Origin of the sequence: Bradyrhizobium liaoningense (assembly GCF_018130825.1) — a bacterium.
In the GTDB taxonomy this organism is placed as follows: Bacteria; Pseudomonadota; Alphaproteobacteria; order Rhizobiales; family Xanthobacteraceae; genus Bradyrhizobium; species Bradyrhizobium liaoningense_B.
In genome coordinates, this window is sequence record NZ_JAFCJS010000010.1 from 142,405 (window position 1) to 169,030 (window position 26,626).

The 26,626-nt window shown below is 65.1% G+C and carries 30 protein-coding genes; 11 read left to right on the forward strand and 19 right to left on the reverse strand.

What is annotated here, in order from left to right; all coding sequences use genetic code 11:
* Positions 1 to 32 precede the first annotated feature (32 nt).
* Together leuD and JQ603_RS33245 are read right to left on the reverse strand one after the other, a co-directional pair.
* Positions 33 to 638 carry a 3-isopropylmalate dehydratase small subunit gene (gene leuD, locus JQ603_RS33240; protein ID WP_212346377.1) on the reverse strand — a complete coding sequence of 202 codons (606 nt, stop codon included), beginning with the start codon at positions 636 to 638 and terminating at the stop codon, positions 33 to 35.
* Positions 639 to 719: 81 nt separating this feature from the next.
* Positions 720 to 1,118: a metallopeptidase family protein gene (locus JQ603_RS33245; protein WP_212346379.1), complete on the reverse strand. Its 399-nt coding sequence runs from the start codon at positions 1,116 to 1,118 to the stop codon at positions 720 to 722.
* A gap of 162 nt (positions 1,119 to 1,280) precedes the next feature.
* On the opposite strand from JQ603_RS33245, the gene JQ603_RS33250 reads away from it, so the two are divergent.
* Positions 1,281 to 1,574, forward strand: coding sequence for a hypothetical protein (locus JQ603_RS33250; RefSeq protein WP_212346381.1), 294 nt, complete (start codon positions 1,281 to 1,283; stop codon positions 1,572 to 1,574).
* Between the two features lie 33 nt (positions 1,575 to 1,607).
* Entirely contained in the window at positions 1,608 to 1,871 is a 264-nt protein-coding gene (locus JQ603_RS33255; RefSeq protein WP_212346383.1) for a hypothetical protein, read from the forward strand.
* A gap of 4 nt (positions 1,872 to 1,875) precedes the next feature.
* On the opposite strand, the gene JQ603_RS33260 is transcribed toward JQ603_RS33255, so the two are convergent.
* Positions 1,876 to 2,175 carry a DUF1330 domain-containing protein gene (locus JQ603_RS33260; RefSeq protein ID WP_212346384.1) on the reverse strand — a complete coding sequence of 100 codons (300 nt, stop codon included), beginning with the start codon at positions 2,173 to 2,175 and terminating at the stop codon, positions 1,876 to 1,878.
* Between the two features lie 256 nt (positions 2,176 to 2,431).
* Here JQ603_RS33260 and JQ603_RS33265 point away from each other — a divergent pair, with 256 nt between their 5' ends.
* Positions 2,432 to 2,977, forward strand: a complete 546-nt coding sequence (locus tag JQ603_RS33265; RefSeq protein ID WP_212346386.1) for a hypothetical protein — start codon at positions 2,432 to 2,434, stop codon at positions 2,975 to 2,977.
* Between the two features lie 53 nt (positions 2,978 to 3,030).
* On the opposite strand, the gene JQ603_RS33270 is transcribed toward JQ603_RS33265, so the two are convergent.
* From JQ603_RS33270 to ffh, 7 genes are all read right to left on the reverse strand, one after another.
* Complete coding sequence (locus tag JQ603_RS33270; protein WP_212346390.1) at positions 3,031 to 3,240, reverse strand: hypothetical protein; 210 nt, start codon at positions 3,238 to 3,240, stop codon at positions 3,031 to 3,033.
* A gap of 94 nt (positions 3,241 to 3,334) precedes the next feature.
* A complete protein-coding gene (gene leuC, locus JQ603_RS33275; RefSeq protein ID WP_212346393.1) occupies positions 3,335 to 4,741 on the reverse strand; it encodes a 3-isopropylmalate dehydratase large subunit in 1,407 nt (468 codons plus the stop codon).
* 470 nt (positions 4,742 to 5,211) lie between these two features.
* On the reverse strand, positions 5,212 to 5,592 hold the full coding sequence (gene rplS / locus JQ603_RS33280) for a 50S ribosomal protein L19 (protein ID WP_018643929.1): 381 nt from the start codon (positions 5,590 to 5,592) through the stop codon (positions 5,212 to 5,214).
* A gap of 108 nt (positions 5,593 to 5,700) precedes the next feature.
* A complete protein-coding gene (trmD, locus tag JQ603_RS33285; protein WP_212346396.1) occupies positions 5,701 to 6,456 on the reverse strand; it encodes a tRNA (guanosine(37)-N1)-methyltransferase TrmD in 756 nt (251 codons plus the stop codon).
* Positions 6,457 to 6,561: 105 nt separating this feature from the next.
* Positions 6,562 to 7,122 (reverse strand): ribosome maturation factor RimM, encoded by a 561-nt coding sequence (gene rimM / locus JQ603_RS33290; protein ID WP_212346399.1) that lies wholly within the window; start codon positions 7,120 to 7,122, stop codon positions 6,562 to 6,564.
* 9 nt (positions 7,123 to 7,131) lie between these two features.
* Positions 7,132 to 7,464 (reverse strand): 30S ribosomal protein S16, encoded by a 333-nt coding sequence (rpsP, locus tag JQ603_RS33295; RefSeq protein ID WP_018643926.1) that lies wholly within the window; start codon positions 7,462 to 7,464, stop codon positions 7,132 to 7,134.
* A gap of 85 nt (positions 7,465 to 7,549) precedes the next feature.
* Positions 7,550 to 9,094 carry a signal recognition particle protein gene (ffh, locus tag JQ603_RS33300; RefSeq protein WP_212346401.1) on the reverse strand — a complete coding sequence of 515 codons (1,545 nt, stop codon included), beginning with the start codon at positions 9,092 to 9,094 and terminating at the stop codon, positions 7,550 to 7,552.
* A gap of 316 nt (positions 9,095 to 9,410) precedes the next feature.
* Between ffh and JQ603_RS33305 the strand changes: the two genes are divergently transcribed.
* Together JQ603_RS33305 and JQ603_RS33310 are read left to right on the forward strand one after the other, a co-directional pair.
* Entirely contained in the window at positions 9,411 to 10,475 is a 1,065-nt protein-coding gene (locus tag JQ603_RS33305) for an MBL fold metallo-hydrolase (RefSeq protein ID WP_212346404.1), read from the forward strand.
* A 173-nt stretch (positions 10,476 to 10,648) separates the two neighbouring features.
* Positions 10,649 to 11,059 (forward strand): hypothetical protein, encoded by a 411-nt coding sequence (locus tag JQ603_RS33310; protein ID WP_349630769.1) that lies wholly within the window; start codon positions 10,649 to 10,651, stop codon positions 11,057 to 11,059.
* 36 nt (positions 11,060 to 11,095) lie between these two features.
* On the opposite strand, the gene JQ603_RS33315 is transcribed toward JQ603_RS33310, so the two are convergent.
* Together JQ603_RS33315 and JQ603_RS33320 are read right to left on the reverse strand one after the other, a co-directional pair.
* Positions 11,096 to 11,797 carry an SIMPL domain-containing protein gene (locus JQ603_RS33315; RefSeq protein WP_212346405.1) on the reverse strand — a complete coding sequence of 234 codons (702 nt, stop codon included), beginning with the start codon at positions 11,795 to 11,797 and terminating at the stop codon, positions 11,096 to 11,098.
* Between the two features lie 5 nt (positions 11,798 to 11,802).
* Positions 11,803 to 12,591 (reverse strand): GyrI-like domain-containing protein, encoded by a 789-nt coding sequence (locus JQ603_RS33320; RefSeq protein ID WP_212346407.1) that lies wholly within the window; start codon positions 12,589 to 12,591, stop codon positions 11,803 to 11,805.
* Between the two features lie 201 nt (positions 12,592 to 12,792).
* Between JQ603_RS33320 and dapF the strand changes: the two genes are divergently transcribed.
* The gene (gene dapF, locus JQ603_RS33325; protein WP_212346409.1) at positions 12,793 to 13,668 is read left to right on the forward strand and encodes a diaminopimelate epimerase; all 876 of its coding nucleotides are present in this window, start codon (positions 12,793 to 12,795) and stop codon (positions 13,666 to 13,668) included.
* Positions 13,668 to 14,921, forward strand: a complete 1,254-nt coding sequence (gene mtaB / locus JQ603_RS33330; protein WP_212346411.1) for a tRNA (N(6)-L-threonylcarbamoyladenosine(37)-C(2))-methylthiotransferase MtaB — start codon at positions 13,668 to 13,670, stop codon at positions 14,919 to 14,921. The genes dapF and mtaB overlap by 1 nt, the downstream gene beginning before the upstream one ends.
* 216 nt (positions 14,922 to 15,137) lie before the next feature.
* On the opposite strand, the gene JQ603_RS33335 is transcribed toward mtaB, so the two are convergent.
* On the reverse strand, positions 15,138 to 16,247 hold the full coding sequence (locus JQ603_RS33335) for a DUF2336 domain-containing protein (protein ID WP_212346414.1): 1,110 nt from the start codon (positions 16,245 to 16,247) through the stop codon (positions 15,138 to 15,140).
* Between the two features lie 248 nt (positions 16,248 to 16,495).
* Positions 16,496 to 17,197, reverse strand: a complete 702-nt coding sequence (locus tag JQ603_RS33340) for an RluA family pseudouridine synthase (protein ID WP_212346646.1) — start codon at positions 17,195 to 17,197, stop codon at positions 16,496 to 16,498.
* 57 nt (positions 17,198 to 17,254) lie between these two features.
* On the opposite strand from JQ603_RS33340, the gene ftsY reads away from it, so the two are divergent.
* Both ftsY and JQ603_RS33350 read left to right on the forward strand, forming a co-directional pair.
* Positions 17,255 to 18,202, forward strand: coding sequence for a signal recognition particle-docking protein FtsY (ftsY, locus tag JQ603_RS33345; protein WP_212346416.1), 948 nt, complete (start codon positions 17,255 to 17,257; stop codon positions 18,200 to 18,202).
* A 2-nt stretch (positions 18,203 to 18,204) separates the two neighbouring features.
* Positions 18,205 to 18,807, forward strand: coding sequence for a septation protein A (locus tag JQ603_RS33350; protein WP_018643916.1), 603 nt, complete (start codon positions 18,205 to 18,207; stop codon positions 18,805 to 18,807).
* A gap of 158 nt (positions 18,808 to 18,965) precedes the next feature.
* Here the strand turns inward: JQ603_RS33350 and JQ603_RS33355 are convergent, their stop codons facing one another.
* From JQ603_RS33355 to ccmA, 5 genes are all read right to left on the reverse strand, one after another.
* The gene (locus tag JQ603_RS33355) at positions 18,966 to 19,559 is read right to left on the reverse strand and encodes a DsbE family thiol:disulfide interchange protein (RefSeq protein ID WP_212346419.1); all 594 of its coding nucleotides are present in this window, start codon (positions 19,557 to 19,559) and stop codon (positions 18,966 to 18,968) included.
* Complete coding sequence (gene ccmD, locus JQ603_RS33360) at positions 19,556 to 19,741, reverse strand: heme exporter protein CcmD (protein ID WP_212346422.1); 186 nt, start codon at positions 19,739 to 19,741, stop codon at positions 19,556 to 19,558. Before ccmD ends, JQ603_RS33355 begins: the two co-directional genes overlap by 4 nt.
* Positions 19,738 to 20,523, reverse strand: a complete 786-nt coding sequence (locus JQ603_RS33365) for a heme ABC transporter permease (RefSeq protein WP_212346425.1) — start codon at positions 20,521 to 20,523, stop codon at positions 19,738 to 19,740. The genes ccmD and JQ603_RS33365 overlap by 4 nt, the downstream gene beginning before the upstream one ends.
* 91 nt (positions 20,524 to 20,614) lie before the next feature.
* Positions 20,615 to 21,283, reverse strand: coding sequence for a heme exporter protein CcmB (gene ccmB / locus JQ603_RS33370; RefSeq protein WP_080139572.1), 669 nt, complete (start codon positions 21,281 to 21,283; stop codon positions 20,615 to 20,617).
* A 226-nt stretch (positions 21,284 to 21,509) separates the two neighbouring features.
* The gene (ccmA, locus tag JQ603_RS33375; RefSeq protein WP_212346649.1) at positions 21,510 to 22,112 is read right to left on the reverse strand and encodes a heme ABC exporter ATP-binding protein CcmA; all 603 of its coding nucleotides are present in this window, start codon (positions 22,110 to 22,112) and stop codon (positions 21,510 to 21,512) included.
* Between the two features lie 241 nt (positions 22,113 to 22,353).
* Here ccmA and acnA point away from each other — a divergent pair, with 241 nt between their 5' ends.
* Entirely contained in the window at positions 22,354 to 25,074 is a 2,721-nt protein-coding gene (gene acnA / locus JQ603_RS33380) for an aconitate hydratase AcnA (RefSeq protein ID WP_212346426.1), read from the forward strand.
* Positions 25,075 to 25,307: 233 nt separating this feature from the next.
* Positions 25,308 to 26,084, forward strand: coding sequence for a DUF1223 domain-containing protein (locus tag JQ603_RS33385; protein WP_212346428.1), 777 nt, complete (start codon positions 25,308 to 25,310; stop codon positions 26,082 to 26,084).
* The last annotated feature ends 542 nt before the right edge of the window (positions 26,085 to 26,626 follow it).

Consider the following 26,626-nt stretch of genomic DNA (forward strand, 5'->3'; position numbering starts at 1 on the left):
TGCAACGCCGGGGCTCGGACGAAAACTTACGATCAGGCCCAGGCGCGCTCGCGCTTGAGCTTCTCTTCATAGGTGTCGATCGAGGTCTTCTTCTCCATGGTGAGACCGATGTCGTCGAGGCCGTTGATCAGGCAGTGCTTGCGGAACGGATCGATCTCGAACTTGACCTTGCCGCCGTCGGGACCGCGGATCTCCTGGTTCGGCAGGTCGATCGTCAGCGTCGCGTTGGCGCCGCGCTCGGCGTCGTCGAACAGCTTGTCGAGGTCTTCCTGCGAAACGCGGATCGGCAGAATGCCGTTCTTGAAGCAGTTGTTGTAGAAGATGTCGCCGAACGAGGTCGAGATCACGCAGCGGATGCCGAAGTCGAGCAGCGCCCAGGGCGCATGCTCGCGGCTCGAGCCGCAGCCGAAATTGTCGCCGGCCACCAGTACCTTCGCATTGCGATAGGCGGGCTGGTTGAGGACGAAATCCGGGTTCTCGCTGCCGTCGTCCTTGTAGCGCTGCTCGGAGAAGAGCCCCTTGCCAAGGCCGGTGCGCTTGATGGTCTTGAGGTACTGCTTCGGAATGATCATGTCGGTGTCGACATTGATGATCTTCAGCGGCGCCGCGACGCCTTCCAGCGTGGTGAACTTGTCCATGGTTGCGCTTTCCCGGGTAGGTCTGGGGGAACCGCTATTTATCGCGATCGGGGCGGGAATCCTAGGCCGAATTCGGCAGATCTAGTCTGCCTTAGCCTCAATCGCGGCCATATCGTCGTCCGAGAGACCGAAATGGTGGCCGATCTCGTGGATCAGGACGTGGCGGACGATATGGCCGAGGCTTTCGTCGTGCTCGGCCCAGTAGTCCAGGATCGGGCGGCGGTAGAGCCAGACCATGTTGGGCAGCCGCGCCACGTCGCCAAGACTCTGCTGGGGCAGGCCGACGCCCTGGAACAGGCCGAGCAGGTCGAACTCGCTCTCGCATTCCATCTCGTCCAGGACCTCGTCGGTCGGGAAGTCGTCGACGCGGAGAATCACGCCCTCGCAGAGCTTGCGAAATTCCGCCGGCAGGCGGTCGAAGATGTCATGGGCCGTCGCTTCCATTTCGGCCAGCGAGGGCGCTTTCAATTCCGTCCACATGAGACCGTCATAGCGCGGGTTCCGCGGCGATGCATCCCGCTTTATAGGATCGGGGCGTTGACGCCGCGCGCGAAAACGAGGAGCGTACGGCGCATCAAGGGGTTGGCTCAGGTCGGTGGTGATGTGATGCGGGCGGGAACAGCAGTACCGGTTCTACTGTGCATGGGGTTGTTTTCGACTTTTTTTGTCGGCGCGAAGGCCAATGCCCAGGCGCAGATGGCTGCTCCCGAGATCCGGCTGGCCCAGGCGGTCTCGCCCGACGACGTCCCTCCACCGCGCCGGCGGCCCCCGGCGCGCCTGCGCGTCACGCCCTATTACACCCCTGATGGCGTCTATCCCCGCTACAATCCCGGTCCCGACGCGGTCCGCGAATGCAACGTCGCCTATGTGCAGGAACACAGGCCCAGCGGCACAGTAATCACGCCGCATATGAGCTGCTACTGGCGCCGGGGCTGACGCCGGCAGCGCGGAGGCCTCGTGAGGGTCATCATGGCGAGATGGATTGCACTGGCCGCATTTGCCGTCGCGCTTGCCGCCGGCCTGCCTCGCGCTTCTGCGGCACACAGGGTGACGGTGCCGGAGGCCTCGGCGGGGATCGCGGTTTTCGATGCGCGGCGACACGTGCGAACCTCTGACATCGTGCGGCCTGCCGTGCGCCGTGATCCACGCTATTACGCGCGCCCGGCCTATTATCGTCCCTATCCCTACGCCGTGCCCGCCCCCTTCGTGTTCGGCTACGGGCCGTTCTGGTGATCCGCTAACCGGCCGGCGCAAATCCCTTCACCAGCAGCACCGTCGCCTGCGCCCCCGCCTTGCGGTCGCGCGAGATGTCTTCGTATTCGGGCGAGTTCGAGAAGGCGAGGAATGCCGCCTCGTCGGGAAACGACATCATGACGAGCTTGTCGTGCGGCCATGCGCCCTCGAGCACGCGCGGATGTTCATCGGCGGCGAGCAGCCGCCCGTTGTACTTCCTGAACACGTCAAAGAACCGCGCCTGATAGCGGTCATAGGCAGCGCGGTCAGTCATCTTCAATTGCGCAATCGCGTAGACCGTCATCGCAAGAATTCCTTCGCAATCTTGTAGCCCGGATGGAGCGTAGCGAAATCCGGGAATTTCGTGCGGCGTGTGACACCATTCCCGGATTGCGCTGCGCTTCATCCGGGCTACGGCGTCGTGCCGCTCGGAAACCTCGTCTATTCATAACGCGTTCACGTCGCTGTCCGTAATTTAATCTCGGGAGCGACTGCAAATGAACAGCGGCGGCGCGAGACGTTGCGCCGCAATGCCGCTGTCCACATTCAGGGAGAATTCCATGCCGAGGAGTTTGGGTCTCAGGGCAAGCCCGATGCGCTTGCTCGGGATTGCGGCTGCCGCGACGCTGATGCTGACGGCCGGGACGGCGCGCCGCGCCGAAGCGCTCAGCTTGATCAATCCGGCGACGTCACCCGCGACGAAGGCCGCGGCCGACGACCTCGTCACGCAGGTCCGGCATGGCGGCGGCGGACATGGTGGTGGCGGACATTTTCACGGCGGCGGTGGCTTCCGCGGTGGCGGCGGACATTTCGGCGGATTCCGCGGCGGCGGCTTTCATGGCGGCGGCTTCCGCGCCGCGCCGGCCTTCCACGGCGGCGGTATTCGCTACGGCGGATTTCGTCATTACGGCGGCTACCACCGCCACTGGGGCTATCGCCCCCATTTCGGCTATCGCCACTTCCACCGGCGCTATTATTACGGCGGCTACTATCCCTACTACCACTATCCGCGCCGCTGCCGGATCATCTGGACCTATTACGGCCCGCGCCGTATCTGCCGCTGGCACCATTGGCGCCGCTGGCACAACCCGTACCGCTATTGGTAAGCACGATCGAAATGAAGAGGGCGCCGTGACGGCGCCCTTTGTTCATCCGGTCATTACAGCCAATCCTTCAGCTTCCACGACGAAGCCTTCCACCGCATCAGGTTCTCGACCTTCCACTGCCGAAACATCGCCGGCGGCCAGCGGCTGAGCTTTGAGGTCTCCTCGACCTCGGGCTTCGCGACGATGCGAAGCGGCGCGGCGCGCCGCCGGTGCTGGCGCGTCGCCTCGCTGATCAGATCGACATATTCGGGCTTGTTGGCCATGGCTTTGCGTCCTCGCGAACCGTCGCGAGGACGCAGTGTCGTTGCGGGCGATTAACGGCGCTTTGCCGCGATCGCTACAATTGCAGGAACCGGCTTACCGCCAGTCCCGGACGTCGACGAAGTGACCCGCGATCGCGGCAGCCGCCGCCATTGCCGGCGACACCAGATGCGTGCGGCCCTTGAAGCCCTGGCGGCCCTCGAAGTTGCGGTTCGAGGTCGAAGCGCAGCGCTCTTCCGGCTTCAGCTTGTCCGGGTTCATGGCGAGGCACATCGAGCAGCCCGGCTCGCGCCATTCGAAACCGGCCTTGATGAAGATCTTGTCGAGCCCCTCGGCCTCGGCCTGCTCCTTCACGATGCCGGAGCCCGGCACCACCATGGCGTTGACGTTCGCTGAAACGGTCTTGCCTTCAGCAATCTTCGCTGCCGCGCGCAGGTCCTCGATGCGGCCGTTGGTGCAGGAGCCGATGAAGACGCGGTCGAGCTTGATGTCGGTGATCTTCGTGCCCGCGGTCAGGCCCATATATTTCAGCGCGCGGTGCTTGGAGATGCGCTTGGCCTCGTCCGCGATCTTGTCGGGATCGGGCACGATGCCGGTGACCGAGATGACGTCCTCTGGGCTCGTGCCCCAGGTCACGATCGGCGGCAGTTTTGCTGCATCGAGGCGCAGCTCGTGGTCGAAATGCGCGCCTTCGTCGGAACGCAGCTTCTCCCAGTAGCGCATCGCCGCGTCCCACGCCGCGCCCTTCGGCGACTTCGGACGGTCGCGCAGGAAGTCGTAGGCCTTCTGGTCGGGTGCAACCAGGCCAGCGCGCGCGCCGCCTTCGATCGACATGTTGCAGACCGTCATGCGGCCTTCCATCGAGAGCGCGCGGATCGCATCGCCCGCGTATTCCAGCACGTAGCCGGTGCCGCCCGCGGTGCCGATCTCGCCGATGATGGCCAGGATGATATCCTTGCCGGTCACGCCGTCGGGCAATTTGCCGTCGACGGTGACGCGCATGTTCTTGGCCTTCTTCTGGATCAGCGTCTGCGTCGCCAGAACGTGCTCGACCTCGGACGTGCCGATGCCGTGCGCAAGCGCGCCGAACGCGCCATGCGTCGAGGTATGGCTGTCACCGCAGACGATGGTGGTGCCGGGCAGGGTAAAGCCCTGCTCGGGGCCGATGACGTGGACGATGCCCTGGCGCTTGTCGAACTCGTTGTAATATTCGATGCCGAATTCCTTGGCGTTCTCGGCCAGCGCCTTGATCTGCTCGATGCTCTCAGGATCGGGGTTCGGCTTGGTGCGATCGGTGGTCGGCACGTTGTGGTCGACGACCGCGAGCGTCTTCTCGGGTGCGTGGACCTTGCGGCCCGTCGCGCGCAGGCCTTCGAACGCCTGCGGCGAGGTCACCTCGTGGACCAGGTGACGGTCGATATAGAGCAGGCAGGTGCCGTCGTTGGCTTCGTGCACCAGATGGTCGTTCCAGATCTTGTCGTACAGGGTGGTCGGCTTGGACATGAGCTTGAGCTCCGGGAATGTTATGAAAGCGGATTGCGCGCCTCGCGCGCGGGCAACAAAATCGTCAGCGCAGCTTTTAGGCTGCGCGCGTAAGCTCTGACGTTGCCGAGGTCGCGAAGCGTCCGAAGAACCGGCCAGGCAGCCGCGAGCGATCGTCGATGACGATGCGCCGGACAGGTGCGAAGCTGGTCAGATCTGGAAACATTCCAAGAATATATAGCAGGCCGAATTGGAATCGCGAGTGGTTTCAAATGCCCGCCAACGCGCGCCATGCATGCCCCTCATCCTGAGGAGCGCGCTCTTGGCGCGCGTCTCGAAGGATGAAGGCCCGGCTGGTGGCCTCGCCCTTCGAGACGCGCGTTCCGCGCTCCTCAGGGTGAGGGACGGGCACCTTGCGCGCCGCACTGACGCAACAAAAAAAGCGCGGAGCCGAGCCCCGCGCTTTCGAAAGACTTGCCTGGTGGCGAAGCTTACTCGCCGACGGCGGCCTGGCGGTCCTGCTTCTCGACGATGCGGGCCGACTTGCCGCGAAGGTTGCGGAGATAATAGAGCTTGGCGCGACGCACCTTGCCGCGGCGCACCACCTTGATCGAGTCGATCATCGGGGAGAGCAGCGGGAATACGCGCTCGACGCCCTCGCCATAGGAGATCTTGCGAACGGTGAAGCTCTCGTTGAGGCCACCGCCGGAACGGCCGATGCAGACGCCTTCATAGGCCTGCACGCGGGTGCGGTCGCCTTCGACGACCTTCACGTTGACGATCACGGTGTCGCCGGGGGCGAATTCCGGAATCTCCTTGGTGGCGGAGAGCTTCTCGAACTGCTCTTTTTCAAGCTGTTGGATCAGGTTCATGGGGTAATCTCCATCGGCGCGCCCAGCCGCAGATCGGGGGCTGCGCGAAATTCGTCTATCCAGCTATTGCGGATTTGGCCGCTCCTATAAGGCAAGCCGGAGCGTTTGTCACCCGTCTGTCTTGTTTTTTGGCGTTTTTTGGCGACGGGGCCGATTCGGGGGCTTGGGTGGGATTTGGGCCCATAAATCCGGCCGCCGGGCCTCTGTCAGGGCCTCGGATTGCGCCCGGCGCCAGCTGGCAACCTTGGCGTGGTCCCCGGAGGTCAGGATTTCCGGGATCGGGACCCCCTCGAACAGCTGGGGGCGGGTATATTGGGGATATTCGAGCAGGCCGTCGGAGAAGCTTTCCTCGGTTCCCGAGGCTTCCTTGCCCATCACCCCCGGCAGCAGCCGGACGCAGGCGTCGATCAGGGCCAAAGCTGCGATTTCGCCCCCTGAGAGCACGTAATCGCCGATCGAGACCTCCTCCAGGCCCCTCCCGTCGATCACCCGCTGGTCGATCCCCTCGAACCGCCCGCAGACGATCAGCGGCCCCGGGCCCTGGGCGAGCTCCATGACGCGGGCCTGGGTCAATGGCCGACCCCTGGGGCTCATCAGCAGACGCGGCCGCTCAGGCCCGATCTCTGCAGCATCGATGGCAGCCGCCAGAACATCCGCCCGCAGCACCATGCCCGGGCCGCCACCCGCAGGGGTGTCGTCGACGCTGCGATGGCGGTCGGTGGCGGAGGCCCGGATGTCCCGCGCCTCGATCTCCCAGAGCCCGGCGGCGAGCGCCCGGCCCGCCAGGCTCACGCCAAGCGGCCCCGGAAACATCTCCGGAAACAGCGTCAGCACCGTTGCGCGCCAGGGTGAGGGGGACGTCATCGGATCTCAGTTCTCGTCGTCCCGGCGAAGGCCGGGACCCATAGCCATCGCACTCAATTGTGCGACGGCTGGAGCTACCAGCTTAGCCAAAACCACGACTTGTGGTTATGGGTCCCGGCTTTCGCCGGGACGACTCGCGGAAGGGGTCTCGTCCTCGTCCCGATCGCCCTCGATCTCCTGCGGCAGCGCGATCACGACACGGCCGCCTTTGAGGTCGACCTCCGGCACCACCGCATTCGAAAACGGCAGCAGCATCGTCGCGCCCTTGAGCGGTGCGATCTCGATGATGTCGCCGGCGCCGAAATTATGGATCGCGAGCACGCGGCCGAGCGCATCGCCATCCGTGGTGACAGCGGCGAGCCCGATCAGATCGGTGTGGTAATATTCGTCCTCGTCCGTCGCGGGCAGTTTTTCACGCGGGACGTAGAGCTCGATGCCGTTGAGGCGCTCGGCCTCATCGCGGGTCGTGACGCCCTTGAACGTCGCGACCAGATGGTCTTTCGCCTCGCGCGCCGTCGCGACCTCGAACTGGCGCTTGCCGTCCTTGGCGAGCAGCGGACCGTAGTGCTTCACGGCAAACGGATCTTCGGTGAAGGTCCATAGTTTGACCGCACCGCGCACACCATGCGCGGCGCCGATCCGCGCGACGCAGACCAGCGCCGACATGATCTAGCCTTAGCCCTTGGCGGCGGCTTCGGCCTGCGCCTTGCGCTCCTTGCGCGGCACGGCCTTCTCGGGGTTGTTGCGCGCTTCGCGCTTCTTGACGCCGGCAGCATCGAGGAAGCGCATCACGCGGTCCGACGGCTGCGCGCCCTTGGCGAGCCAGGACTTCACCTTGTCCATGTCGAGCTTCAGGCGGGTCTCGTTGTCCTTCGGCAGCAGCGGGTTGAAATAGCCGAGACGCTCGATGAAGCGGCCGTCGCGGGGGAAGCGCGAATCGGCGACGACGACGTGATAGACGGGACGCTTCTTGGTGCCTGCACGGGCGAGGCGGATAACGACGGACATCTAGTTCTCCTTCAAAGTACGTTTTGTTCGGTTGATTGGTATTCCGCGCCACGCGAGACCGGTGCGATCCCCCGCGACGAATTCCTCATTTCTTCTTGCCCGGGAAACCGCCGAGGCCCGGCAGCGTCGGCTTGCCGCTCAGCCCGGTCAGGCCGGGAAGGTTGGGCAGGCCGCTGCGAAGACCGGGCGGCAGATCCTTCGGCAGATTCGGAAGGCCACCGCCGCCGGCCTGCATCTTCTCCTGCATCGCCTTCATCTCTTCCGGAGAGGGCATCTTCATGCCGCCGCCAAAGCCCATCGCCTGCGCGATGCCCGCGAGCGGGCCGCGCTTGCCCGAGCCCATGGCCTTCATCACGTCGGCCATGTTCCGGTGCATCTTCAAGAGCTTGTTGACGTGCTCGACGCTCTGGCCGCTACCGGCCGCGATGCGCTTCTTGCGGCTTGCCTTGAGCAGGTCGGGATGACGGCGCTCGTCACGCGTCATGGAATCGATGATCGCGACCTGGCGCTTCAGGATCTTGTCGTCGATGCCGGCCGCCGCGATCTGGTTCTTCATCTTGGAGATGCCGGGCATCATGCCCATCAGCCCGCTGATGCCGCCCATGTTCGACATCTGCAACAGCTGCTCGCGCATGTCGTTGAGGTCGAACTGACCCTTGCGCATGCGCTCGGCGGTGCGCGCGGCCTTCTCGGCGTCGATATTGGCGGCGGCGCGTTCGACCAGCGAGACCACGTCGCCCATGCCGAGGATGCGGCCGGCAATACGATCGGGGTGGAAATCCTCCAGCGCATCGGTCTTTTCACCGGTGCCGATCAGCTTGATCGGCTTGCCGGTGACCGCGCGCATCGACAGCGCAGCGCCGCCGCGGCCGTCGCCGTCGACGCGGGTCAGCACGATGCCGGTGAGGCCGACGCGCTGATCGAACGAGCGCGCGAGGTTTACCGCGTCCTGGCCGGTGAGGCTGTCGGCAACCAGCAGCACTTCGTGCGGATTGGCCGCCGCTTTGATCGCCGCGGCTTCCGCCATCATCTCTTCGTCGAGCGTGGTGCGGCCGGCGGTGTCGAGCAGCACGATGTCGTAGCCGCCGAGCTTGCCGGCTTCGAGCGCGCGCTTCGCAATCTGCGGCGGCTGCTGGCCCGCCACGATCGGCAGGGTCGGAATGTCGAGGTCGCGGCCGAGCACGGCCAGCTGCTCCATCGCCGCCGGGCGATAGACGTCGAGCGAGGCCATCAGCACCTTGCGCTTGTCGCGCTGGACCAGGCGGCGGGCGAGCTTCGCGGTGGTGGTGGTCTTACCGGAGCCCTGGAGACCGACCATCATGATCGGCACCGGGGGCACGGAATTGACGTCGATGGTCTGGCCTTCGGCGCCGAGCGTGTTGATCAGCTCGTCATGGACGATCTTGACCACCATCTGGCCGGGCGTGACCGACTTGACCACGGTGGCGCCGATCGCCTGCTCGCGCACGCGCTCGGTGAAGCTGCGCACGACCTCGAGCGCAACGTCTGCCTCCAGCAGCGCGCGGCGCACTTCGCGCATCGCGGCGTCGACGTCCTTTTCGGTCAGCGCACCGCGCCCCGTCAGACGATCGAGAATGCCACCAAGCCGTTCCGACAGATTGTCGAACAATGCCGTTGTCCTTGTCCTGCTCGCCAGAATGGCGATCTTCCAAACACCTTTGCGCCCGAGGGCGCATAGCGCTGTCGGGCGTTGACCTCCGGCCTCGAGGGCCGGTCGGCGGGTCGAAAAGAAAGCCTTTCCGAGAAAGTGGCGGGGTTAAACGCCGCTCCCGCCTAAAAGTCAAGGAAAGTTAGGGTACCGGGACGCCTTTGGTAAGATAAGACTCTGAAAATAGGTCATTTTTGACGATGGGTTCCTTTTCCGGCGGCCCCGCCCATATAGCCGGTGATGTCTTGCCACCCCGACCAACCCTAGAAGCCCGCCCGTGCCGGTCACCCGCCGCCGCCTTTTCGGACTGCTTGCCGGAGCCGGTGCCCTGGTCGGCGTCCCCTCCCTCTGGATGTCCCGCATGAAGACCTATGACGGACCCGCCTCCGACCATTTCAACGGCCTGCACTTCTTCGATCCGGACGGCGCGCCGCCAAAATCGCTTCGCGAGGTGCTGCGCTGGCAGTTCAGCGGCAAGCGGCAGCGGGCGACCTGGCCGGACTGGGTTCCGAGCCCCCATGCCGACACCCCGCCGGCGCGGGTCGACGGCGACAAGGTGCGGCTCTCCTTCGTCGGCCACGCCAGCTGGCTGATCCAGGCCGGCGGCGTCAACATCCTGGTCGATCCCGTCTGGTCCTCGCGGGTCTCGCCGGTCGCCTGGGCCGGGCCGAAGCGGCACAACGATCCCGGCGTCGCCTTCGAGAAGCTGCCGAAGATCGACGTCGTGCTGGTCTCGCACGGCCATTACGATCATCTGGACATGGCGACGCTGTCGCGCCTCGCGAAGAATTTTGGCCCGCGCGTGGTGACCCCGCTCGGCAACGATGTGACGATGCGCGGCGTCGATCCCACGATCAGGGCGGAAGCGTTCGACTGGCACGACCGCGTCGAGCTCGGCGAAGGCGTCGCCGTGCATCTGGTGCCGACCCGGCACTGGACCGCGCGTGGCCTGTTCGACCGCAACAAGGCGTTGTGGGCGAGCTTCGTATTGGAGACGCCGGCCGGGAAAATCTACGTGGTCTGCGATTCCGGCTATGGCGATGGCCGGCATTTCCGCCGCGTCGCCGAGAAGCACGGGGCCCTACGCCTCGCCATCCTCCCCATCGGCGCCTACGAGCCGCGCTGGTTCATGCGCGACCAGCACATGAACCCGGAAGATGCGGTGAAAGCGCTGACCGATTGCGGCGCCGAGGCCGCGCTCGGGCATCACCACGGCACGTTCCAGCTCACGGACGAAGCGATCGATGCGCCGGCCAAGGCGCTGGTCGAAGCGCTCGATGCGGCGAAGATTCCGCAGGAGAAGTTCGTGGCGATGAAGCCGGGGCAGGTGGTGGAGATTTAGGTCGTGTATCCATAAACCCGGCGGCGTGATGCGACGAAGGCAATGTCCGCTTTGCTCCGGCGACAAGTTCGTGCGGCTCTGCGCCGTTGAACCAGAAAGCCCCTGACGCAACAAAACACCATGAATTTCTTTCGGTCGGAAGACCTTGATCGATCGACGGACGGAGCCGACCTGTGGGATTTTTGCTGAGAATTGTGCTCGCAACCGCTCTTGTGAACCTTGCTCCAGCCGTCGCCCGGGCGAAGGACGCCGTCGCTTCTCCTGCCTTGCAGAAGGAATTCGATGGCTTCATCGAGAAGTTTCGCGCGGCGCTGAAGGCAAACGATTCCGTCGCCGTCGCCGGTATGACACGATTGCCGTTCATGAACGACAACGCAATTCGCGACGCCGCGCAATTTGGCGCCAAGACCTATCGGACCTCGTTCACGGCAAAAAATCGCGCGTGTATCCAGCGCGGCAAGGCCGTCTACGATCGCGATGATTATAAGAACGACAGTTACTTCATCTTCTGCGGCGAGCTCATCTTCGTCTTTACCAAGACGCCGGCGGGGTTCCTTTTTACTGATATCAGCGCGAATGATTGATTAGGTGTTGCGGCGATGCGCCTCTTACGAAAGAGGCTACTGCCCCTGCTTGATCGCCCAGCTCACATTCACCGTCACCGACAGCGTCTCCTCGCCCGGCGCAACCGCGGCGGGCGCAGCCATCGGGGCCTTGTCCATCCGCGTCCTAAACAGCGGCACCGGGCCACCGCCTTCGGAGACGCTGAGCGGCGTGCCAAGCGTCACGCCGGTGGCCTTCGCATAGATCTCCGCCTTGCGCCGCGCGTCGGCCACCGCCTGCTCGCGCGCGTCGTCGAGCAGCTTTGAGGCCTGCGTCACCTCGAAGGAGATGTTGCCGATGTCGTTGGCGCCGGCGCTGACCAGCGTATCGATGATGGTGGCCACCTTGGTCACGTCGCGGATCTTCACGGTGACGCGGTTGGAGGCGCGGAAGCCGACGACAGGCGAGGCGCCGGTGGATTTGTTCTGGCCGTATTGCGGCTGCAGCGACAGCCGCGAGGTCTGGTAGTCCTTCTCGGCGATGCCGGCGCCCTTCAGCGCCAGCAGCACCTTGCCCATCGCGGCGTTGTTGGCATCGGAGGCCTCCTTCGCCGTCTTGGCGTCGTTGGCGACACCGGCGTCGAGTTGCGCGAGATCAGGTGCCGCGGACACGGAGGCTTCGCCGCTCACCGAGATCGCGGCGGGAAAATCGTCGGCGCGCGCGGGTGCGGCCAGCAAAGTGGTGGCAAGGACGGCGGCGAGTACGGCAGGCTTTTTCATCAGTCTCACTTCAGCGGCACGAAAACATTGATCACGAGCTTGTCCTCCGCCGTCTTCAGGGGATCGGTGAGGTATTCCTCGATGAAGGTGTCCTTGGCTTCCAGTCTCTTGTCGTCGAGGTGATTGGTGATCGCCTCATAGGTGTTGTCCATGTTGTCGTAGGAGCCGCGATGGACGAATTTCAGTGCCTTGCCCTCCGGCGATTTGCCGACGCTCATGTCCTTGGGCAGGTTCTTCGGGTCCTGCTCGACCGGGATCTCGGCGAGGAAGGTGAAGCCGGTGTCATCCGTCGAGGTGTAGACGATCATCGAATTGCCGGCGTGCTTGATGCCCTGCTTGTCCAGCAGCGTGTTCAGCGCCTTGAAGGCGTCGATCAGCGTGTCGAAGGCGGAATCCCAATTGGCAGTGCCCTTGACCATCACGACCTTCTTCGGCTCCAGCGTGGTCTCGAGGCCGAAGGGGTCGGCGGTCTGCACCGGGGCAGGGGTGGCGGCCGCAGCCGGCGGCGGGCTGGGCGAGGCGCTGGCTGCGGGCGCTGGCGATGCTGCAGGAGCGGGTGAGGCGCTCGCCGCAGGCGAGGGTGTTGCCGCGGGGGCGGGCGAGGCACTTGCAGCCGGAGCGGGCGAGGCCGACGGGGCCGGCGCAGGACTTGTCGAAGAGGGGCTTGTCGAAGAGGGGCTTGCCGATGCCGCCGGCGCCGGGCTCGGGGTCTGCGCCAGCGCGCTGGACAGCCCAAACGACATGGCCGCCGCCGGGATCAGCGCAGCCATAGCGAAACGACGAAAAATGTTCATTTTATTCTCCCCAGACCTTGCCCACCAAGGCCTTAACCGGGCCGCGTATCCCGGGTCGCGCGAACCGCGCCGTTCTAACACGCGAGCGCCGAATTCGTCCCATGACAGATGCGTCATGGCAGATGTCCTGCTCGGGGTGGCAAATCACTGGCCAAGCGGCCAAGGATCGCCATATAAGGCAGGCGAAATTCGGGAATTTTCATGAGCGCGCTGGCCAACCACGCATTTGCCAAGATGAACGGCATCGGCAACGAGATCGTCGTTGTCGACATGCGCGATTCCGCAGGCCGGGTGACGCCGGACGACGCCCGCGCCGTGGCGTCCGCGCAGGGCGGCGTGCCCTACGACCAGCTCATGGTGCTGCAGAAGCCGCGGCTCGACGGCACCGAGGCCTTCATCAGCATCTACAACAATGACGGCTCCGAAGCCGGCGCCTGCGGTAACGGCATGCGCTGCGTGGTCCGCCGCATCTTCGAGAAGACCGGCCAGAGCACGGCGACTTTCGAGACCGCCGCCGGCCTGCTCAATGCCTGGCAGGGTCCGGCGCCGGAGCTCTACACGGTGGACATGGGCGCGCCAAAATTCGGCTGGCAGGACATTCCGCTGGCGGAAGAGTTTCGCGACACCCGCTACATCGAATTGCAGATCGGGCCGATCGACAATCCGATCCTGCATTCGCCCTCAGTGGTGAGCATGGGCAATCCGCACGCGGTGTTCTGGGTCGACGACGTCAACGCCTACGATCTCGGGCGCTTCGGTCCGCTGCTCGAAAACCACCCGATCTTCCCCGAGCGCGCCAACATCACGCTCGCCCATATCGTCGATCGCGAGCACATCACGATCCGCACCTGGGAGCGCGGCGCGGGCCTGACCCGAGCCTGCGGTTCGGCAGCCTGCGCGACGGCGGTTGCGGCCGCGCGCCTGAAGCGCGCCGAGCGCAAGGTCGAGATCACGCTGCCCGGCGGCAAGCTCGGCATCGAATGGCGCGAGCGCGATGACCACGTGCTGATGACGGGCACGGCGACCTTCGAATTTGAGGGCAATTTCGATCCGGCGCTGTTCGCGCCGGTCGGCTGATGGCCGTCGACATCGTCACCTTCGGCTGCCGCCTCAACGCCTTCGAGGCCGAGGTGATCCGCGGCAAGGCGGAAGGCGCAGGCCTTTCCGACACCATCGTCATCAACAGCTGCGCCGTCACCAACGAGGCGGTCGCGCAGGCGCGTCAGTCGATCCGCAAGCTGAAGCGCGAGCGCCCGGAGGCGCGCATCGTCGTCACCGGCTGCGCGGCGCAGACGCAAGCTGCGATGTTCGCCGGCATGGCCGAGGTCGATCGCGTCGTCGGCAATGACGACAAGATGCGCAGCGAGGCGTGGCAGCAGACGCGTGATGCGTTCGACATCGGCGCCAGCGAAAAGATCGCCGTCAGCGACATCATGTCCGTCCGGGAGATGGCGCCGCATCTCGTCGACGGCTTTGCGACCGGCCTGCCCCGCGTGTTCGTGCAGGTGCAGAACGGCTGCGATCATCGCTGCACCTTCTGCATCATCCCGTTCGGTCGCGGCAATTCGCGCTCGGTGCCGATGGGTGCCGTGGTCGAGCAGGTGCGGGCGCTGGCCGAGCGCGGCCATGCCGAGATCGTGCTGACCGGTGTCGATCTCACCAGCTATGGCGCTGACCTGCCCGGCGCTCCCAAGCTCGGCATGCTGACCAAGCAGATCCTGCGGCACGTGCCCGAGTTGAAGCGCCTGCGCATCTCCTCGATCGATTCGATCGAGGCCGACAGCGACCTGCTCGACGCGATCACTGAGGATGCGCGTCTGATGCCGCATTTGCACCTGTCCCTGCAGTCAGGCGACGACCTGATCCTGAAGCGCATGAAGCGGCGGCACTTGCGGCACGATGCGATCGCGTTCTGCAACCAGGTCCGCCGCCTGCGCCCTGATGTCGCCTTCGGCGCCGACATCATCGCGGGTTTCCCGACCGAGACCGAGGAGATGTTCTCGCGCTCGCTCGATCTCGTCGAAGAATGCGGACTGACGTTCCTGCACGTCTTCCCCTATTCCCCGCGCCCCGGCACGCCCGCCGCGCGGATGCCGCAGGTGGCGGGTGGCGTGATCAAGGAGCGTGCGAAGCGGCTGCGCGCGGTGGGAGACGCGGCATTACGGCAGCGGTTGCAAGCCGAGATCGGCGCGACGCGCGATGTGCTGATCGAGAGCGAGGGGCAGGGCCGCACGGAGCATTATCTGCCGGTGGCGATTGCGGACGAGCGGGTGGGCAGCATCGTGCCGGTGATGATCGCCGGCAGCGATGGCGAACGGTTGACCGTATAATCCGGCTGTAGAGAGTTGCGACGCGCTGTTTCCCCAACGTCGTCCCGGCGAAGGCCGGGACCCATACCGCGTGATCTATCGATTGCTAGCGGTGCTTGTCCCAACAAAGCAGAGTAACTGGCAGCCGTAGCTTAACTGCTTCCTGTGGTTATGGGTCCCGGCCTTCGCCGGGACGACACCGAGGGTGTGGATGAGCCGTACGAAAAAGCGCGCCGCCTACGACGCCCTGACCTGCCAGAACCGCAGCGTGCGCCTTGCGTTGTCCGGCGTCATGCGCGCGTAATGCCCCTGCGCCTTGGCAAGGTCGGCCGGCTTCATCGCACCGGTCGCAAAACGGCTTTCGAGCACGGCGACCGTCGTGTCCCAGCTGAGCTGCGCCGCCTTGCACGGCACCAGTAGGCCGTCCTCGCGCAGGCTCTGCATCAGCGGGCGAATCACCTCGACGGTCGATCCGGACAACGCCGCCAGGGCCGCGGCGGTCTCCTCATAGCGCCGCTGCCTGGCGAAGCCGAGCAACGTCGCCTCGTTGAGCTGGCCGGTGGCTTTGAGATGGGCGATGGCACGCTTGGCGCCTTCGAAATCGCGAACGCCCGACATCTCGCGCTCGACGCCGACGGCGACGGCGGCGATCGCACTCTGGATTTCCTCGAACAGATGCGGCGGCGCGCGCGACAACAGGCGCGTGCGGACCACGTCCGTCGCCGAGCGCAGCAATTGGCGGCGTAGCTCCGACGGCAGGTCGACGCGGACGCCGACGCTCACGGCGAGCTCGGGATCGCTTTCGGCCTGGCCGACGATGACGGTGAATCCGCTTCCGGAGACACGCGCGCCGGGATTGGCGGCGAGCCGGCGGCTGACGCTGGGATAGCGCCGCGCCAGCAATGCGTCAGTGACGATCTCCTTCAGCCACCAGCGGCCGGCGACTGCGAGCAGATGCGGCTCGCCTTTGCTGGAGGCAATCTTGACCAGCTCGCCATCGTCGAGGCGCGCGGATTCCTGCAGCACGGGACCGGCGATGCGGATCTCGTCATTGTTGGCGAGGCGGCGGATCACGGAAGGCGGCGCCTGCGCGATCGGCGCGAGCTGCGCGCTGATCTCGGCCAGCGCCACGCGTGCGCCCATGTCGGCAATCGCACGCAGCTCGATGGTGCGGATCAGACGCTCGAGCACGTCGTCGAACAACGCGATCTGCTCGTCGCTGAAACTGCCGGCGGAGGACAGGAACAGGTCGGTGACGCGCCGCGCCGTTTCCAGGCCCTTTTCCGGCGAGCCGATCCGAAGTGCGGATTCGACCTCGTCGATGATCGATAGCTCGGCCTTGGGCATGACGCGCGGCTCGTCCTGAGCGGATTGACGGAAGCTTGTTCTAAGCGACCGTTATCATTAGAGGCGAGCCCTGAACGTTTCGTAAACCATGGCGCGGATGGCGGAGCACTGCCCTGCTCCCAGACCGGCCACCACTCCTCATCCTGAGGAGCCGCGTAGCGGCGTCTCGAAGGATGGCCGCGGGCGACAGTTGGGCCTTCATGGTTCGAGACTGCGCCGACGCGCCTCCTCACCATGAGGGTCGACACCTATTCCCCATTCCACCCGCACGCACGGAGCTTCTCGTGCATATGCGGCGGGGCCGGCGCGACCACGCGGACCGGCTCCTTGTTGCGGGAGATCGGCACCACGATCTCGCGGGAATGCAGATGCAGCTTCGGCTCGCCGAAGCGCGGGCCGTTGCCGTAAATGTTATCGCCGAAGATCGGCCAGCCGCTCTCGGCCGAATGCACGCGCAATTGATGGGTCCGCCCGGTCACCGGTTCCATGGCGAGCCAGGTGAAACCATCGCCCCGGCCCATCACCTTCCAGTTGGTGATCGCCTTCTGCCCGTCCGGATCCGGCTTCTGCCACCAGCCGCGTTCGGCATTGAGCCGGCCGAGCGGCATGTCGATGGTGCCCTCATCTTCGGCAGGGCCGCCCTCGACCACGGTCCAGTAGGTCTTGCCGATCTTGCCATGCTTGAACAGCAGGCCCAGCGAGGCGGTCGCCTTGCGATGGCGCCCGAGCACGAGGCAACCGGAGGTGTCCTTGTCCAGCCGGTGGGCCAGCACCGGCGGCCGCGGCAGGCCGAAGCGGAGCGCGTCGAAGGAATCCTCCAGATTGGCGCCGCCCTTGGGGCCGCGATGCACGGGCAGGCCGGCCGGCTTGTCGATGATCAGCATCAACCCATCGCGATGGAGCACGCGGGCCAGGATCTCGTCGGCGGTCAATGCGGGAACATCGAGCAATTGCAAGACTTTCGGTCAAGGCTTTCGTTTGCGAGCCGGAACGGCTAACACGCCACCATGAACGATACCACCTCCGAGACCCCCAAGCTGAGCTGGTGGCGCCGCCTGTCCAACGGGCTGAAGCGTACCTCGTCCTCGCTCGGGACCGCGGTCGCCGACCTCGTCACCAAGCGCAAGCTCGACCGCGCCATGCTCGACGACATCGAGGACGTGCTCTTGCGGGCCGACCTCGGGACCTCCGTCGCGGTGCGCATTGCCGATGCCGTCGGCGCAGGCCGCTACGACAAGGCGATCTCGGCGGACGAGGTCAAGGACGTCGTTGCCACCGAGGTCGAGAAGGTGCTGTCGCCGGTGGCAAAGCCGCTTGAGATCGATGTGGCCAAGAAGCCGTTCGTCATCCTCGTCGTCGGCGTCAACGGTTCCGGCAAGACCACCACCATCGGAAAGCTCTCGCAGAAATTCGCATCCGAAGGCCGCAAGGTGATGCTCGCCGCCGGCGACACGTTTCGCGCGGCCGCGATCGAGCAGCTCAAGGTGTGGGGCGAGCGGACGAAGACGCCGGTCATCGCGGGCGCGCAGGGCTCGGATTCGGCCAGTCTTGCCTTCAACGCGCTCACCGCGGCTAAGGAGCAGAGCATCGACGTGCTGCTGATCGACACCGCCGGCCGGCTGCAGAACAAGGCCGAGCTGATGAACGAGCTCGAAAAGGTCGTGCGCGTGATCCGCAAGGTGGATGACACTGCGCCGCATGCCGTGCTGCTGGTGCTCGATGCTACAGTCGGCCAGAACGCGCTGTCGCAGGTCGAGGCGTTCCATCGCACCGCCGGTGTCACCGGCCTCGTGATGACGAAGCTCGACGGCACCGCGCGCGGCGGCATTTTGGTGGCGCTTGCGGAGAAGTTCAAACTGCCGGTGCATTTCATCGGCGTCGGCGAAGGCGTCGACGATCTCGCGCCGTTTACTGCGCGCGATTTCGCCCGCGCCATCGCCGGAATCGAAAGCTGAGAATGGACAAGACCCAGCCGCATCCGCTGTTCAAGCTTGCGACCGAGCTCGGTCCGTTGCTCGTGTTCTTCTTCGTCAATGCGAAATTCAACCTGTTCGCCGCGACCGGCGCCTTCATGGTCGCGATCGTCGCGGCGATGGCTGCCTCCTATGTGGTGACGCGCCACATCCCGATCATGGCAATCGTGACCGGCGTGATCGTGCTGGTGTTCGGCACGCTGACCCTGGTGCTGCACGACGAGACCTTCATCAAGGTCAAGCCGACCATCATCTACGGTCTGTTCGCCGCGATCCTCGGCGGCGGCCTGTTGTTCGGCCGCTCCTTCATCGCCGTGATGTTCGACCAGATGTTCAACCTGACGCCGCAGGGCTGGCGTATCCTCACGCTGCGCTGGGCGCTGTTCTTTGCCGGCATGGCAGTGCTGAACGAGATCGTCTGGCGCACCCAGAGCACGGATTTCTGGGTGAACTTCAAGGTGTTCGGCGTCACCCCGATCACCATGATCTTCGCCATCGCCCAGATGCCGCTGACCAAGCGCTACGGGATCGAGCCGGCCTCGCTGGAGACCAGCGAGGCCGAAGCCGGGGATGTGCGGAAGGGGTAGGGCGAAGCGCCCCCCCAGCATACCGCTGTCATGCCCCGGCTTGACCGGGGCATCCAGTACGCCGCGGCTTCTCCGTATACGACTGACGTCTCTGGAATACCGGATCGCCCGATCAAGTCGGGCGATGACAGTTGAGCGTGTGGCACGAGCGCGCGGCGCTAGCTCCCCGCCTTCAACGCCTTCTCCATCTGCGGCAACAACACCTTCTGCAGATTGTCCGGCGTGATCGGGCCGACCAGCTTGTAGACGATGGTGCCCTCGCGCCCGACGACGAACGTCTCCGGCACGCCGTAGACGCCCCATTCGATCGAGGCGCGGCCGTTGGCGTCGACGCCGACGCGGCCGAACGGGTTGCCGTAGCGCCCGAGGAAGCGGCGCGCGTTGTCGGCGGCGTCCTTGTAGTTGATGCCGACGAGCTGGAAGCGCTTGTCTTTTGCCAGTTCGGTCAGGAGCGGCGCTTCGTCGTGACAGGGCACGCACCAGGACGCCCAGACATTGACCAGGCTGACCTGGCCCTTGAACGCAGCGGGATCGAGCCCCGGCACCGGCGTGCCGTTGTCCTGCAATCCCTCCAGCGGCGGCAGTACGGTTTGCGGCGCCGGTCGTCCGATCAGCGCGGAGGGAATCCGCGAGATATCGCCGCTGCCGAGCCGGAACCAGAACAGCACGGCGAGGCCGATGAAGGCGATCAGCGGCAGCACCATGAGGAAGGTGCGGCGCTGCGGCGGGACGGAGGTCGACTGATGGCTCATGACGCGTCCATCGCGCTGCGGCCCGAGCGGCGGGTGACGCCACTACGGTCGAGCTCGCGCAGGCGCCGGGTTTGGCTGCGATAGTCGAGCACGATCCAGCCGATCAGGATCGCGATCACGAGAGCCGCAGCGGCATAGGACGTTACGATGAAGGAGGCGTAGGGACCGAGCGACATGATCACGCCGCTCCTGTTGACGCGTTTTCCTGATGCGAAGCGGTGCCCACTTCGCTCGAAAACGCGACCCGGCTCGCCTGCATCATCTGCAGCGAGCGGACCCGGCGGCGCAGGATCTCGTTGCGCATCGCCGCCAGATGCAGCGTCACGAACAGCAGCGTGAATCCGATCGCCATCAGCAGCAGTGGAATCAGGAAGGATTTGTCGAGCGTCGAGCCGCCCATGCGCATCACCGATGCCGGCTGGTGCAGCGTGTTCCACCAGTCGACCGAGAACTTGATGATCGGAAGATTGATCGCGCCGACCAGCGTCAGCACCGCCGCGGCGCGCGCCGCGCGCGAGGGATCGTCGACCGCGCGCCACAGCGCCATCAGGCCGAGATACATCAGGAACAGGATCAGCACAGAAGTGAGACGCGCATCCCATTCCCAATAGGTGCCCCACATCGGCCGGCCCCACAGCGAGCCCGTCAGCAGCGCGAGGAAGGTGAAGCTGGCGCCGATCGGGGCTGCGGCTTTCGCCGCGACGTCGGCGAGCGGATGCCGCCACACCAGCGTGCCCAGCGAGGCGATGCTCATCACGCCCCACACGAACATCGACAGCCACGCATTGGGCACGTGGATGAACATGATCTTGACGGTCGCGCCCTGCTGGTAGTCGTCGGGCGCGTAGGCGGATTGATAGAGGCCGATGGTGAGCAGGATGACGGTCGCGGCCGCAAGCCACGGCAACACCCGCGCTGTCAGCGCGAGGAACCGCGTGGGGTTGGCGAGGTCGATCAGCGTCATGGTATCCTGATAATCACCGGTTGATGCTCACGCAATCAGCATAAAAGCGCGTCACGAAAGTTGATCGGGGTCAAGGTCAGTCCAGTCCAACTCAATCCAGCCCATGCCGCAGGCTCGCCGCCGCCGCGAAGGGCCCGACCACGAGGCTGACCAGCGACAGCGCACACAGGATCGAGAACGGCGCCCCGAACGTCATGGGACCGACGATCGCGGCCTGCGAGGCGGCAACGCCGAAGATCAGCACCGGAATCGACAGCGGCAGCACCAGCACCGCCATGAGCAGCCCGCCCCGATGCAGCGTCACCGCGAGCCCGGCGCCGATCATGCCGGTGAAGGTCAGGGCCGGCGTGCCGGCGAGCAAAGTCAGCGCCACCGCGCCGGTCGCGACCATGTCGAGGTTTAGCAACAGGCCGAGCACGGGGGTTGCGACAATCAGCGGCAGGCCGGCGGCCAGCCAATGCGCCAGCGCCTTGGCCGCGCAGGCGAGTTCCAGCGGGGTCCGGCTCATCGTGATCAGGTCGAGCGAGCCGTCCTCATGGTCGGCCATGAACAGCCGGTCGAGGGTGAGCAGGCTCGCCAGCAGCGCGCCGAGCCAGAGGATCGCCGGCCCCAGCCGCGACAGCAGCGCCAGGTCCGGCCCGACCGCGAACGGCATCAGGACCACCACGGTCAGGAAGAACAGCACCCCGATCAAGGCCCCGCCGCCGACGCGGAGCGCGATCCTGATGTCCCGGCGGATCAGGGCGGCAAGGGCGGTCATGGGGCGCTCCCATCGTGCCGCAAAGGCGGTGTGCTCCCTCCCCCCTTGCGGGGGAGGGCGGGGGAGAGGGGTAGCCCAGGAAATGGTGCGCGTTGGGTCAGAACAGGACTTGGACCGAACGAGAGAATCCCCGTGTGGCACCCCTCTCCCTGACCCTCCCCCGCAAGGGGGGAGGGAACGGAGAGGCCGGCGCCTGGCCGCTTGGAAAGCTGAGGGTCCATGGGAATCACGCCGCACCCCCGATTCGAAGCTCCCGCGAATCGATCCCCAGCGGCGCGTGGGTGGCGGCGATGATCATGCCGCCGCGCGAAAGGTGCTCGCGCATCAGGCCGCCGAACATGTCCTGGCCGGCCACGTCGAGCGCCGTGGTCGGCTCGTCCAGCAGCCAGATCCGGCGCCGGATAGTGAGCAGGCGGGCCAGCGAGAGGCGGCGGCGCTGGCCGGCGGACAGGAAGGCGGCGGGCAGATGGGTGGCGTGGTCGAGGCCGACGGTCGCAAGGCTCTCGACGGCGTCAAAGCGCTGGCCGCCCAGAAAATCGGCCCAGAATGCCAGATTTTCCACCACACTCAGCGCCGGCTTCAGGGCATCGCGATGGCCGAGATAGTGGCACTGCTCGGGCAGCGTCATTTCGATGTCGCCCCCGTCCAGTACGATCGTCCCGCCGGCCGGAATGAGCAGGCCTGCGATCAGCCGCAGCAGCGAGGTCTTGCCCGATCCGTTGCGACCCGTCACCGCCACCGCCTCGCCGGAGACCGCCGCGAAATCGAGCCCCGAAAACACCTCGCGGCCGCCGCGCACGCAGGCGACCCCGCGTCCGGACAGTTGCATCTTGCCTTGGTCCAATCCGCTCAAAGCCAGGCCTCAGGAAATCTTGGGGTAGCGCATGGGAATTTTTGGCTCAGCAATTGCTGCGGCACGATTGTGGCTGTGGCGGTGCGGTTAGAAAGCTTCTATAAGCCCGGAACTACTTGATGCAGCAACTCAACCTGCCCCTGCAAGCGACCCAGCCTGCTACGCTGACGGTGTTAAAATACCCTGCCGGGTATAACTAACAATTGGGATTTCCTACATGACCTCGCTCGACAGCTTCAAATGCAAAAAGACCCTCAAGGTCGGCGCCAAGACCTATGTCTATTACAGCCTGCCCACGGCCGAGAAGAATGGTCTGAAGGGAATTTCGAAACTCCCCTATTCGATGAAGGTCCTGCTCGAGAACCTCCTGCGCAATGAGGACGGCCGCTCGGTCAAGAAGGAAGACATCGTCGCGGTGTCGAAGTGGCTGCGCAAGAAGTCGCTGGAGCATGAGATCGCCTTCCGCCCGGCCCGCGTGCTGATGCAGGATTTTACGGGCGTTCCGGCCGTGGTCGACCTGGCTGCGATGCGAAACGCCATGCAGAAGCTTGGTGGCGACGCCGAGAAGATCAACCCGCTGGTGCCGGTCGATCTCGTCATCGACCACTCCGTGATCGTGAACTTCTTCGGCGACAACAAGGCCTTCGCCAAGAACGTCACCGAGGAATACAAGCAGAACCAGGAGCGCTACGAGTTCCTGAAGTGGGGCCAGAAGGCGTTCTCGAACTTCTCCGTCGTGCCGCCCGGCACCGGCATCTGCCACCAGGTCAATCTCGAATATCTCTCCCAGACGGTCTGGACCAAGAAGGAGAAGATGACGGTCGGCAAGAAGACCGGCACCTTCGAGGTCGCCTACCCCGACTCGCTGGTCGGCACCGACTCCCACACCACCATGGTCAACGGTCTGGCCGTCCTCGGCTGGGGCGTCGGCGGCATCGAGGCGGAAGCCTGCATGCTCGGCCAGCCGCTGTCGATGCTGCTGCCCAACGTCGTCGGCTTCAAGCTGAAGGGCGCGATGAAGGAAGGCGTCACCGCCACCGACCTCGTGCTGACCGTGACCCAGATGCTGCGCAAGCTCGGCGTGGTCGGCAAGTTCGTCGAGTTCTTCGGCCCCGGCCTCGACAATCTCTCGGTCGCCGACAAGGCCACGATCGCCAACATGGCGCCGGAATACGGCGCGACCTGCGGCTTCTTCCCCGTCGACGCCGCCGCGATCGACTATCTCAAGACCTCCGGCCGTGCGGCGCCGCGCGTCGCGCTGGTGCAGGCATATGCGAAGGCGCAAGGCCTGTTCCGTACCGCCAAGTCGGCCGATCCGGTGTTCACGGAAACGCTGACCCTCGACCTCGCCGACGTCGTGCCGTCGATGGCCGGCCCGAAGCGTCCCGAAGGCCGCATCGCGCTGCCTTCGGTCGCCGAAGGTTTTTCGCTGGCGCTCGGCACCGAGTACAAGAAGGCCGAGGAGCCGACCAAGCGCTTCACCGTTGAGGGCAAGAACTTCGAGATCGGCCATGGCGACGTCGTGATCGCCGCCATCACCTCCTGCACCAACACCTCGAATCCGAGCGTGCTGATCGGCGCCGGCTTGCTGGCGCGCAACGCCGCCGCGAAGGGCCTCAAGGCCAAGCCGTGGGTGAAGACCTCGCTCGCCCCGGGCAGCCAGGTGGTCGCGGGCTATCTCGCCGACTCCGGTCTGCAGAAGGATCTCGACAAGGTCGGCTTCAACCTGGTCGGCTTCGGCTGCACCACCTGCATCGGCAATTCCGGTCCGCTGCCGGAGGAGATCTCGAAGTCGATCAACGACAACGGCATCGTCGCCGCCGCCGTGCTCTCGGGTAATCGCAACTTCGAAGGCCGCGTCTCGCCGGACGTGCAGGCGAACTATCTGGCCTCGCCGCCGCTGGTCGTCGCCCACGCGCTCGCCGGCAGCGTCACCAAGAACCTCGCCGTCGAGCCGATCGGCGAAGGCAAGGACGGCAAGCCGGTGTACCTCAAGGACATCTGGCCGACGACGAAGGAGATCAACGCCTTCATGAAGAAGTTCGTGACCTCGGCGATCTTCAAGAAGAAGTATGCCGACGTGTTCAAGGGCGACACCAACTGGCGCAAGATCAAGACGGTCGAGAGCGAGACCTATCGCTGGAACATGTCTTCGACCTATGTGCAGAACCCGCCCTATTTCGAAGGCATGAAGAAGGAGCCGGAGCCGGTCACCGACATTGTCGAGGCGCGCATTCTCGCCATGTTCGGCGACAAGATCACCACCGACCACATCTCGCCGGCCGGTTCGATCAAGCTCACCTCGCCCGCGGGCAAGTATCTCAGCGAGCGCCAGGTGCGTCCCGCCGACTTCAACCAGTACGGCACGCGTCGCGGCAACCATGAAGTGATGATGCGCGGCACCTTCGCCAACATCCGCATCAAGAACTTCATGCTGAAGGGCGCCGACGGCAACATTCCGGAAGGCGGTCTCACCAAGCACTGGCCGGACGGCGAGCAGATGTCGATCTACGACGCCGCTATGAAGTACCAGCGGGAAGAAACGCCGCTGGTGGTGTTCGCCGGCGCCGAATACGGCAACGGCTCGTCGCGCGACTGGGCTGCCAAGGGCACGCGTCTGCTCGGCGTTCGCGCCGTGATCTGCCAGAGCTTCGAGCGCATCCATCGCTCCAACCTGGTCGGCATGGGCGTGCTGCCGCTCACCTTCGAGGAAGGCACCTCGTGGTCGTCGCTCGGCCTCAAGGGTGACGAGAAGGTCACGCTGCGTGGTCTGGTCGGCGACCTCAAGCCGCGCCAGAAGCTGACCGCGGAGATCGTCTCCGGCGACGGCTCGTTGCAGCGCGTTTCGCTGCTCTGCCGCATCGATACGCTGGACGAGCTCGACTACTACCGTAACGGCGGCATTCTGCACTACGTGCTGCGCAAGCTCGCGGCCTAAGCGCGAATTTGTGAACGGTGGCTCACTGCGACGTGAGTAGAAGGTTAAACGAAGGCGGCCTATCACAAGGCCGCCTTCGCGCGTTTGCGGCATGCTTTGGATGGGCCCATCCGGCGGAAAATCGGCTTTGCACGGTTTCCTGGATGGTTGAGCAGGCCGCGCCCCGTAAGACTACGGTGACCATCAATCGATAAGATTTCCCCTCCCACGAGCTTTGGTGTGCGGCGTTCGACATGACAACAATGACGGCTTCTCCCCTGATTTCACGTTGGTCCGGTGCCCTCTGGTCGGGAGCACTCGGCATCTGTGCAATCGTCGCCGTCATCCGTCCCGCCCACGCCGATCCCCGCGCCGTTGTCGAATTATTTACCTCGCAGGGCTGCTCGTCCTGTCCGCCCGCCGACAAGATCATCGGCGATCTTTCCAGCGATCCCTCGATCATCGCGCTGAGCATGCCGATCGATTATTGGGACTATCTCGGCTGGAAGGACACGCTGGCGGATTCGCGTTTCTCTGCACGGCAGCGTGCCTATTCGCGCATGCGCGGTGACCGCGAGGTCTACACGCCGCAGGTCGTGGTAAATGGCTCGACGCATGTCATCGGCAGCGATCGCGCCGGCATCGAAAGCGCGATCGGCAAGACCGACAAGGGCATCGGCGTGATGAGCGTGCCGGTGACGATGTCGCTCTCGGGCAAGCAGATCAACGTGTCGGTGGCCGCGAGCAAGGAGCCGGCGGTCTCGCACGGCGAGGTCTGGATCTGCTCGATCTCCAAGTCGGTGCCGATCTCGATCGCCAAGGGCGAAAATCGCGGGCAGCAGATCACCTATCACAACGTGGTGCGCAACCTGCTCAAGGTCGGCGACTGGACCGGTCGCCCGGAGAGCTGGACCGTGCCGATCGAGAACCTCACGCGCGACGGCGTCGACGGCGCGGTGGTCTACGTCCAGGACGGCAGCCGCGAGAGACCGGGCCCGATGCTCGGCGCGGCGTACACGTCGCTGCACTGATTCTCCCTAGCGTCGCATTCGCTTTCGCTCCTCATGGTGAGGAGCGCGCCCTCGCGCGCGTCTCGAACCATGCAGGGCCCCGCTGATGCGGCTCGGCCTCGATCCTTCGGGACGCCGCTTCGCGGCTCCTCAGGATGAGGAGGGAAAGTACTCGCGCGGGTGAGGGGGAGTTCGTCGAGCCCAGCAACATCCCGACACAAACAAAAAAGGACCAACTCGCGTTGGCCCTCCTTGTCGCGCGTACAGACCCGATCCTGTTCGACCCCGGGGGGCTGGGGGCTGAGGAATCCGGAACCGAAAGGACCGGGTCAACGCACATCGTTCTTTTCGCAATGCAGGGCGGCAGGCGCTGGGCGGAAAAGCGGCGAGACTAAGATTCTTGAGCACGATCCCGTGACGGTTCGTCGCGACGGAGTTCCACCCCTGCGTGTGGTCTGGTCCGCACCCGATTCCATCGGTTGAGCCCCCAGACCCTTTAGAGACTCTTTAGGGCACTTTTCCCGGGTTCCATCGAGAGCCCTTGCGGAGGACAGCGGTTGGCG

What these genes read in the sequence shown, in the direction of transcription:
- rimM (WP_212346399.1), bottom strand. Translation starts at nt 7,122, where the DNA reads ATGTCGGCGCTGGTCTGCGTCGCGCGGATCGGCGCCGCGCATGGTGTG.
- JQ603_RS33245 (WP_212346379.1), bottom strand. Translation starts at nt 1,118, where the DNA reads ATGTGGACGGAATTGAAAGCGCCCTCGCTGGCCGAAATGGAAGCGACG.
- leuC (WP_212346393.1), bottom strand. Translation starts at nt 4,741, where the DNA reads ATGTCCAAGCCGACCACCCTGTACGACAAGATCTGGAACGACCATCTG.
- JQ603_RS33355 (WP_212346419.1), bottom strand. Translation starts at nt 19,559, where the DNA reads ATGAGCCATCAGTCGACCTCCGTCCCGCCGCAGCGCCGCACCTTCCTC.
- JQ603_RS33385 (WP_212346428.1), top strand. Translation starts at nt 25,308, where the DNA reads ATGACAACAATGACGGCTTCTCCCCTGATTTCACGTTGGTCCGGTGCC.
- JQ603_RS33260 (WP_212346384.1), bottom strand. Translation starts at nt 2,175, where the DNA reads ATGACGGTCTACGCGATTGCGCAATTGAAGATGACTGACCGCGCTGCC.
- mtaB (WP_212346411.1), top strand. Translation starts at nt 13,668, where the DNA reads ATGGCCGTCGACATCGTCACCTTCGGCTGCCGCCTCAACGCCTTCGAG.
- rpsP (WP_018643926.1), bottom strand. Translation starts at nt 7,464, where the DNA reads ATGTCCGTCGTTATCCGCCTCGCCCGTGCAGGCACCAAGAAGCGTCCC.
- JQ603_RS33365 (WP_212346425.1), bottom strand. Translation starts at nt 20,523, where the DNA reads ATGACGCTGATCGACCTCGCCAACCCCACGCGGTTCCTCGCGCTGACA.
- dapF (WP_212346409.1), top strand. Translation starts at nt 12,793, where the DNA reads ATGAGCGCGCTGGCCAACCACGCATTTGCCAAGATGAACGGCATCGGC.
- ccmB (WP_080139572.1), bottom strand. Translation starts at nt 21,283, where the DNA reads ATGACCGCCCTTGCCGCCCTGATCCGCCGGGACATCAGGATCGCGCTC.
- ftsY (WP_212346416.1), top strand. Translation starts at nt 17,255, where the DNA reads ATGAACGATACCACCTCCGAGACCCCCAAGCTGAGCTGGTGGCGCCGC.
- JQ603_RS33270 (WP_212346390.1), bottom strand. Translation starts at nt 3,240, where the DNA reads ATGGCCAACAAGCCCGAATATGTCGATCTGATCAGCGAGGCGACGCGC.
- JQ603_RS33335 (WP_212346414.1), bottom strand. Translation starts at nt 16,247, where the DNA reads ATGCCCAAGGCCGAGCTATCGATCATCGACGAGGTCGAATCCGCACTT.
- rplS (WP_018643929.1), bottom strand. Translation starts at nt 5,592, where the DNA reads ATGAACCTGATCCAACAGCTTGAAAAAGAGCAGTTCGAGAAGCTCTCC.
- JQ603_RS33255 (WP_212346383.1), top strand. Translation starts at nt 1,608, where the DNA reads ATGGCGAGATGGATTGCACTGGCCGCATTTGCCGTCGCGCTTGCCGCC.
- ccmA (WP_212346649.1), bottom strand. Translation starts at nt 22,112, where the DNA reads ATGCAACTGTCCGGACGCGGGGTCGCCTGCGTGCGCGGCGGCCGCGAG.
- trmD (WP_212346396.1), bottom strand. Translation starts at nt 6,456, where the DNA reads ATGACGTCCCCCTCACCCTGGCGCGCAACGGTGCTGACGCTGTTTCCG.
- JQ603_RS33350 (WP_018643916.1), top strand. Translation starts at nt 18,205, where the DNA reads ATGGACAAGACCCAGCCGCATCCGCTGTTCAAGCTTGCGACCGAGCTC.
- acnA (WP_212346426.1), top strand. Translation starts at nt 22,354, where the DNA reads ATGACCTCGCTCGACAGCTTCAAATGCAAAAAGACCCTCAAGGTCGGC.
- JQ603_RS33315 (WP_212346405.1), bottom strand. Translation starts at nt 11,797, where the DNA reads ATGAAAAAGCCTGCCGTACTCGCCGCCGTCCTTGCCACCACTTTGCTG.
- JQ603_RS33320 (WP_212346407.1), bottom strand. Translation starts at nt 12,591, where the DNA reads ATGAACATTTTTCGTCGTTTCGCTATGGCTGCGCTGATCCCGGCGGCG.
- leuD (WP_212346377.1), bottom strand. Translation starts at nt 638, where the DNA reads ATGGACAAGTTCACCACGCTGGAAGGCGTCGCGGCGCCGCTGAAGATC.
- JQ603_RS33265 (WP_212346386.1), top strand. Translation starts at nt 2,432, where the DNA reads ATGCCGAGGAGTTTGGGTCTCAGGGCAAGCCCGATGCGCTTGCTCGGG.
- JQ603_RS33250 (WP_212346381.1), top strand. Translation starts at nt 1,281, where the DNA reads ATGGGGTTGTTTTCGACTTTTTTTGTCGGCGCGAAGGCCAATGCCCAG.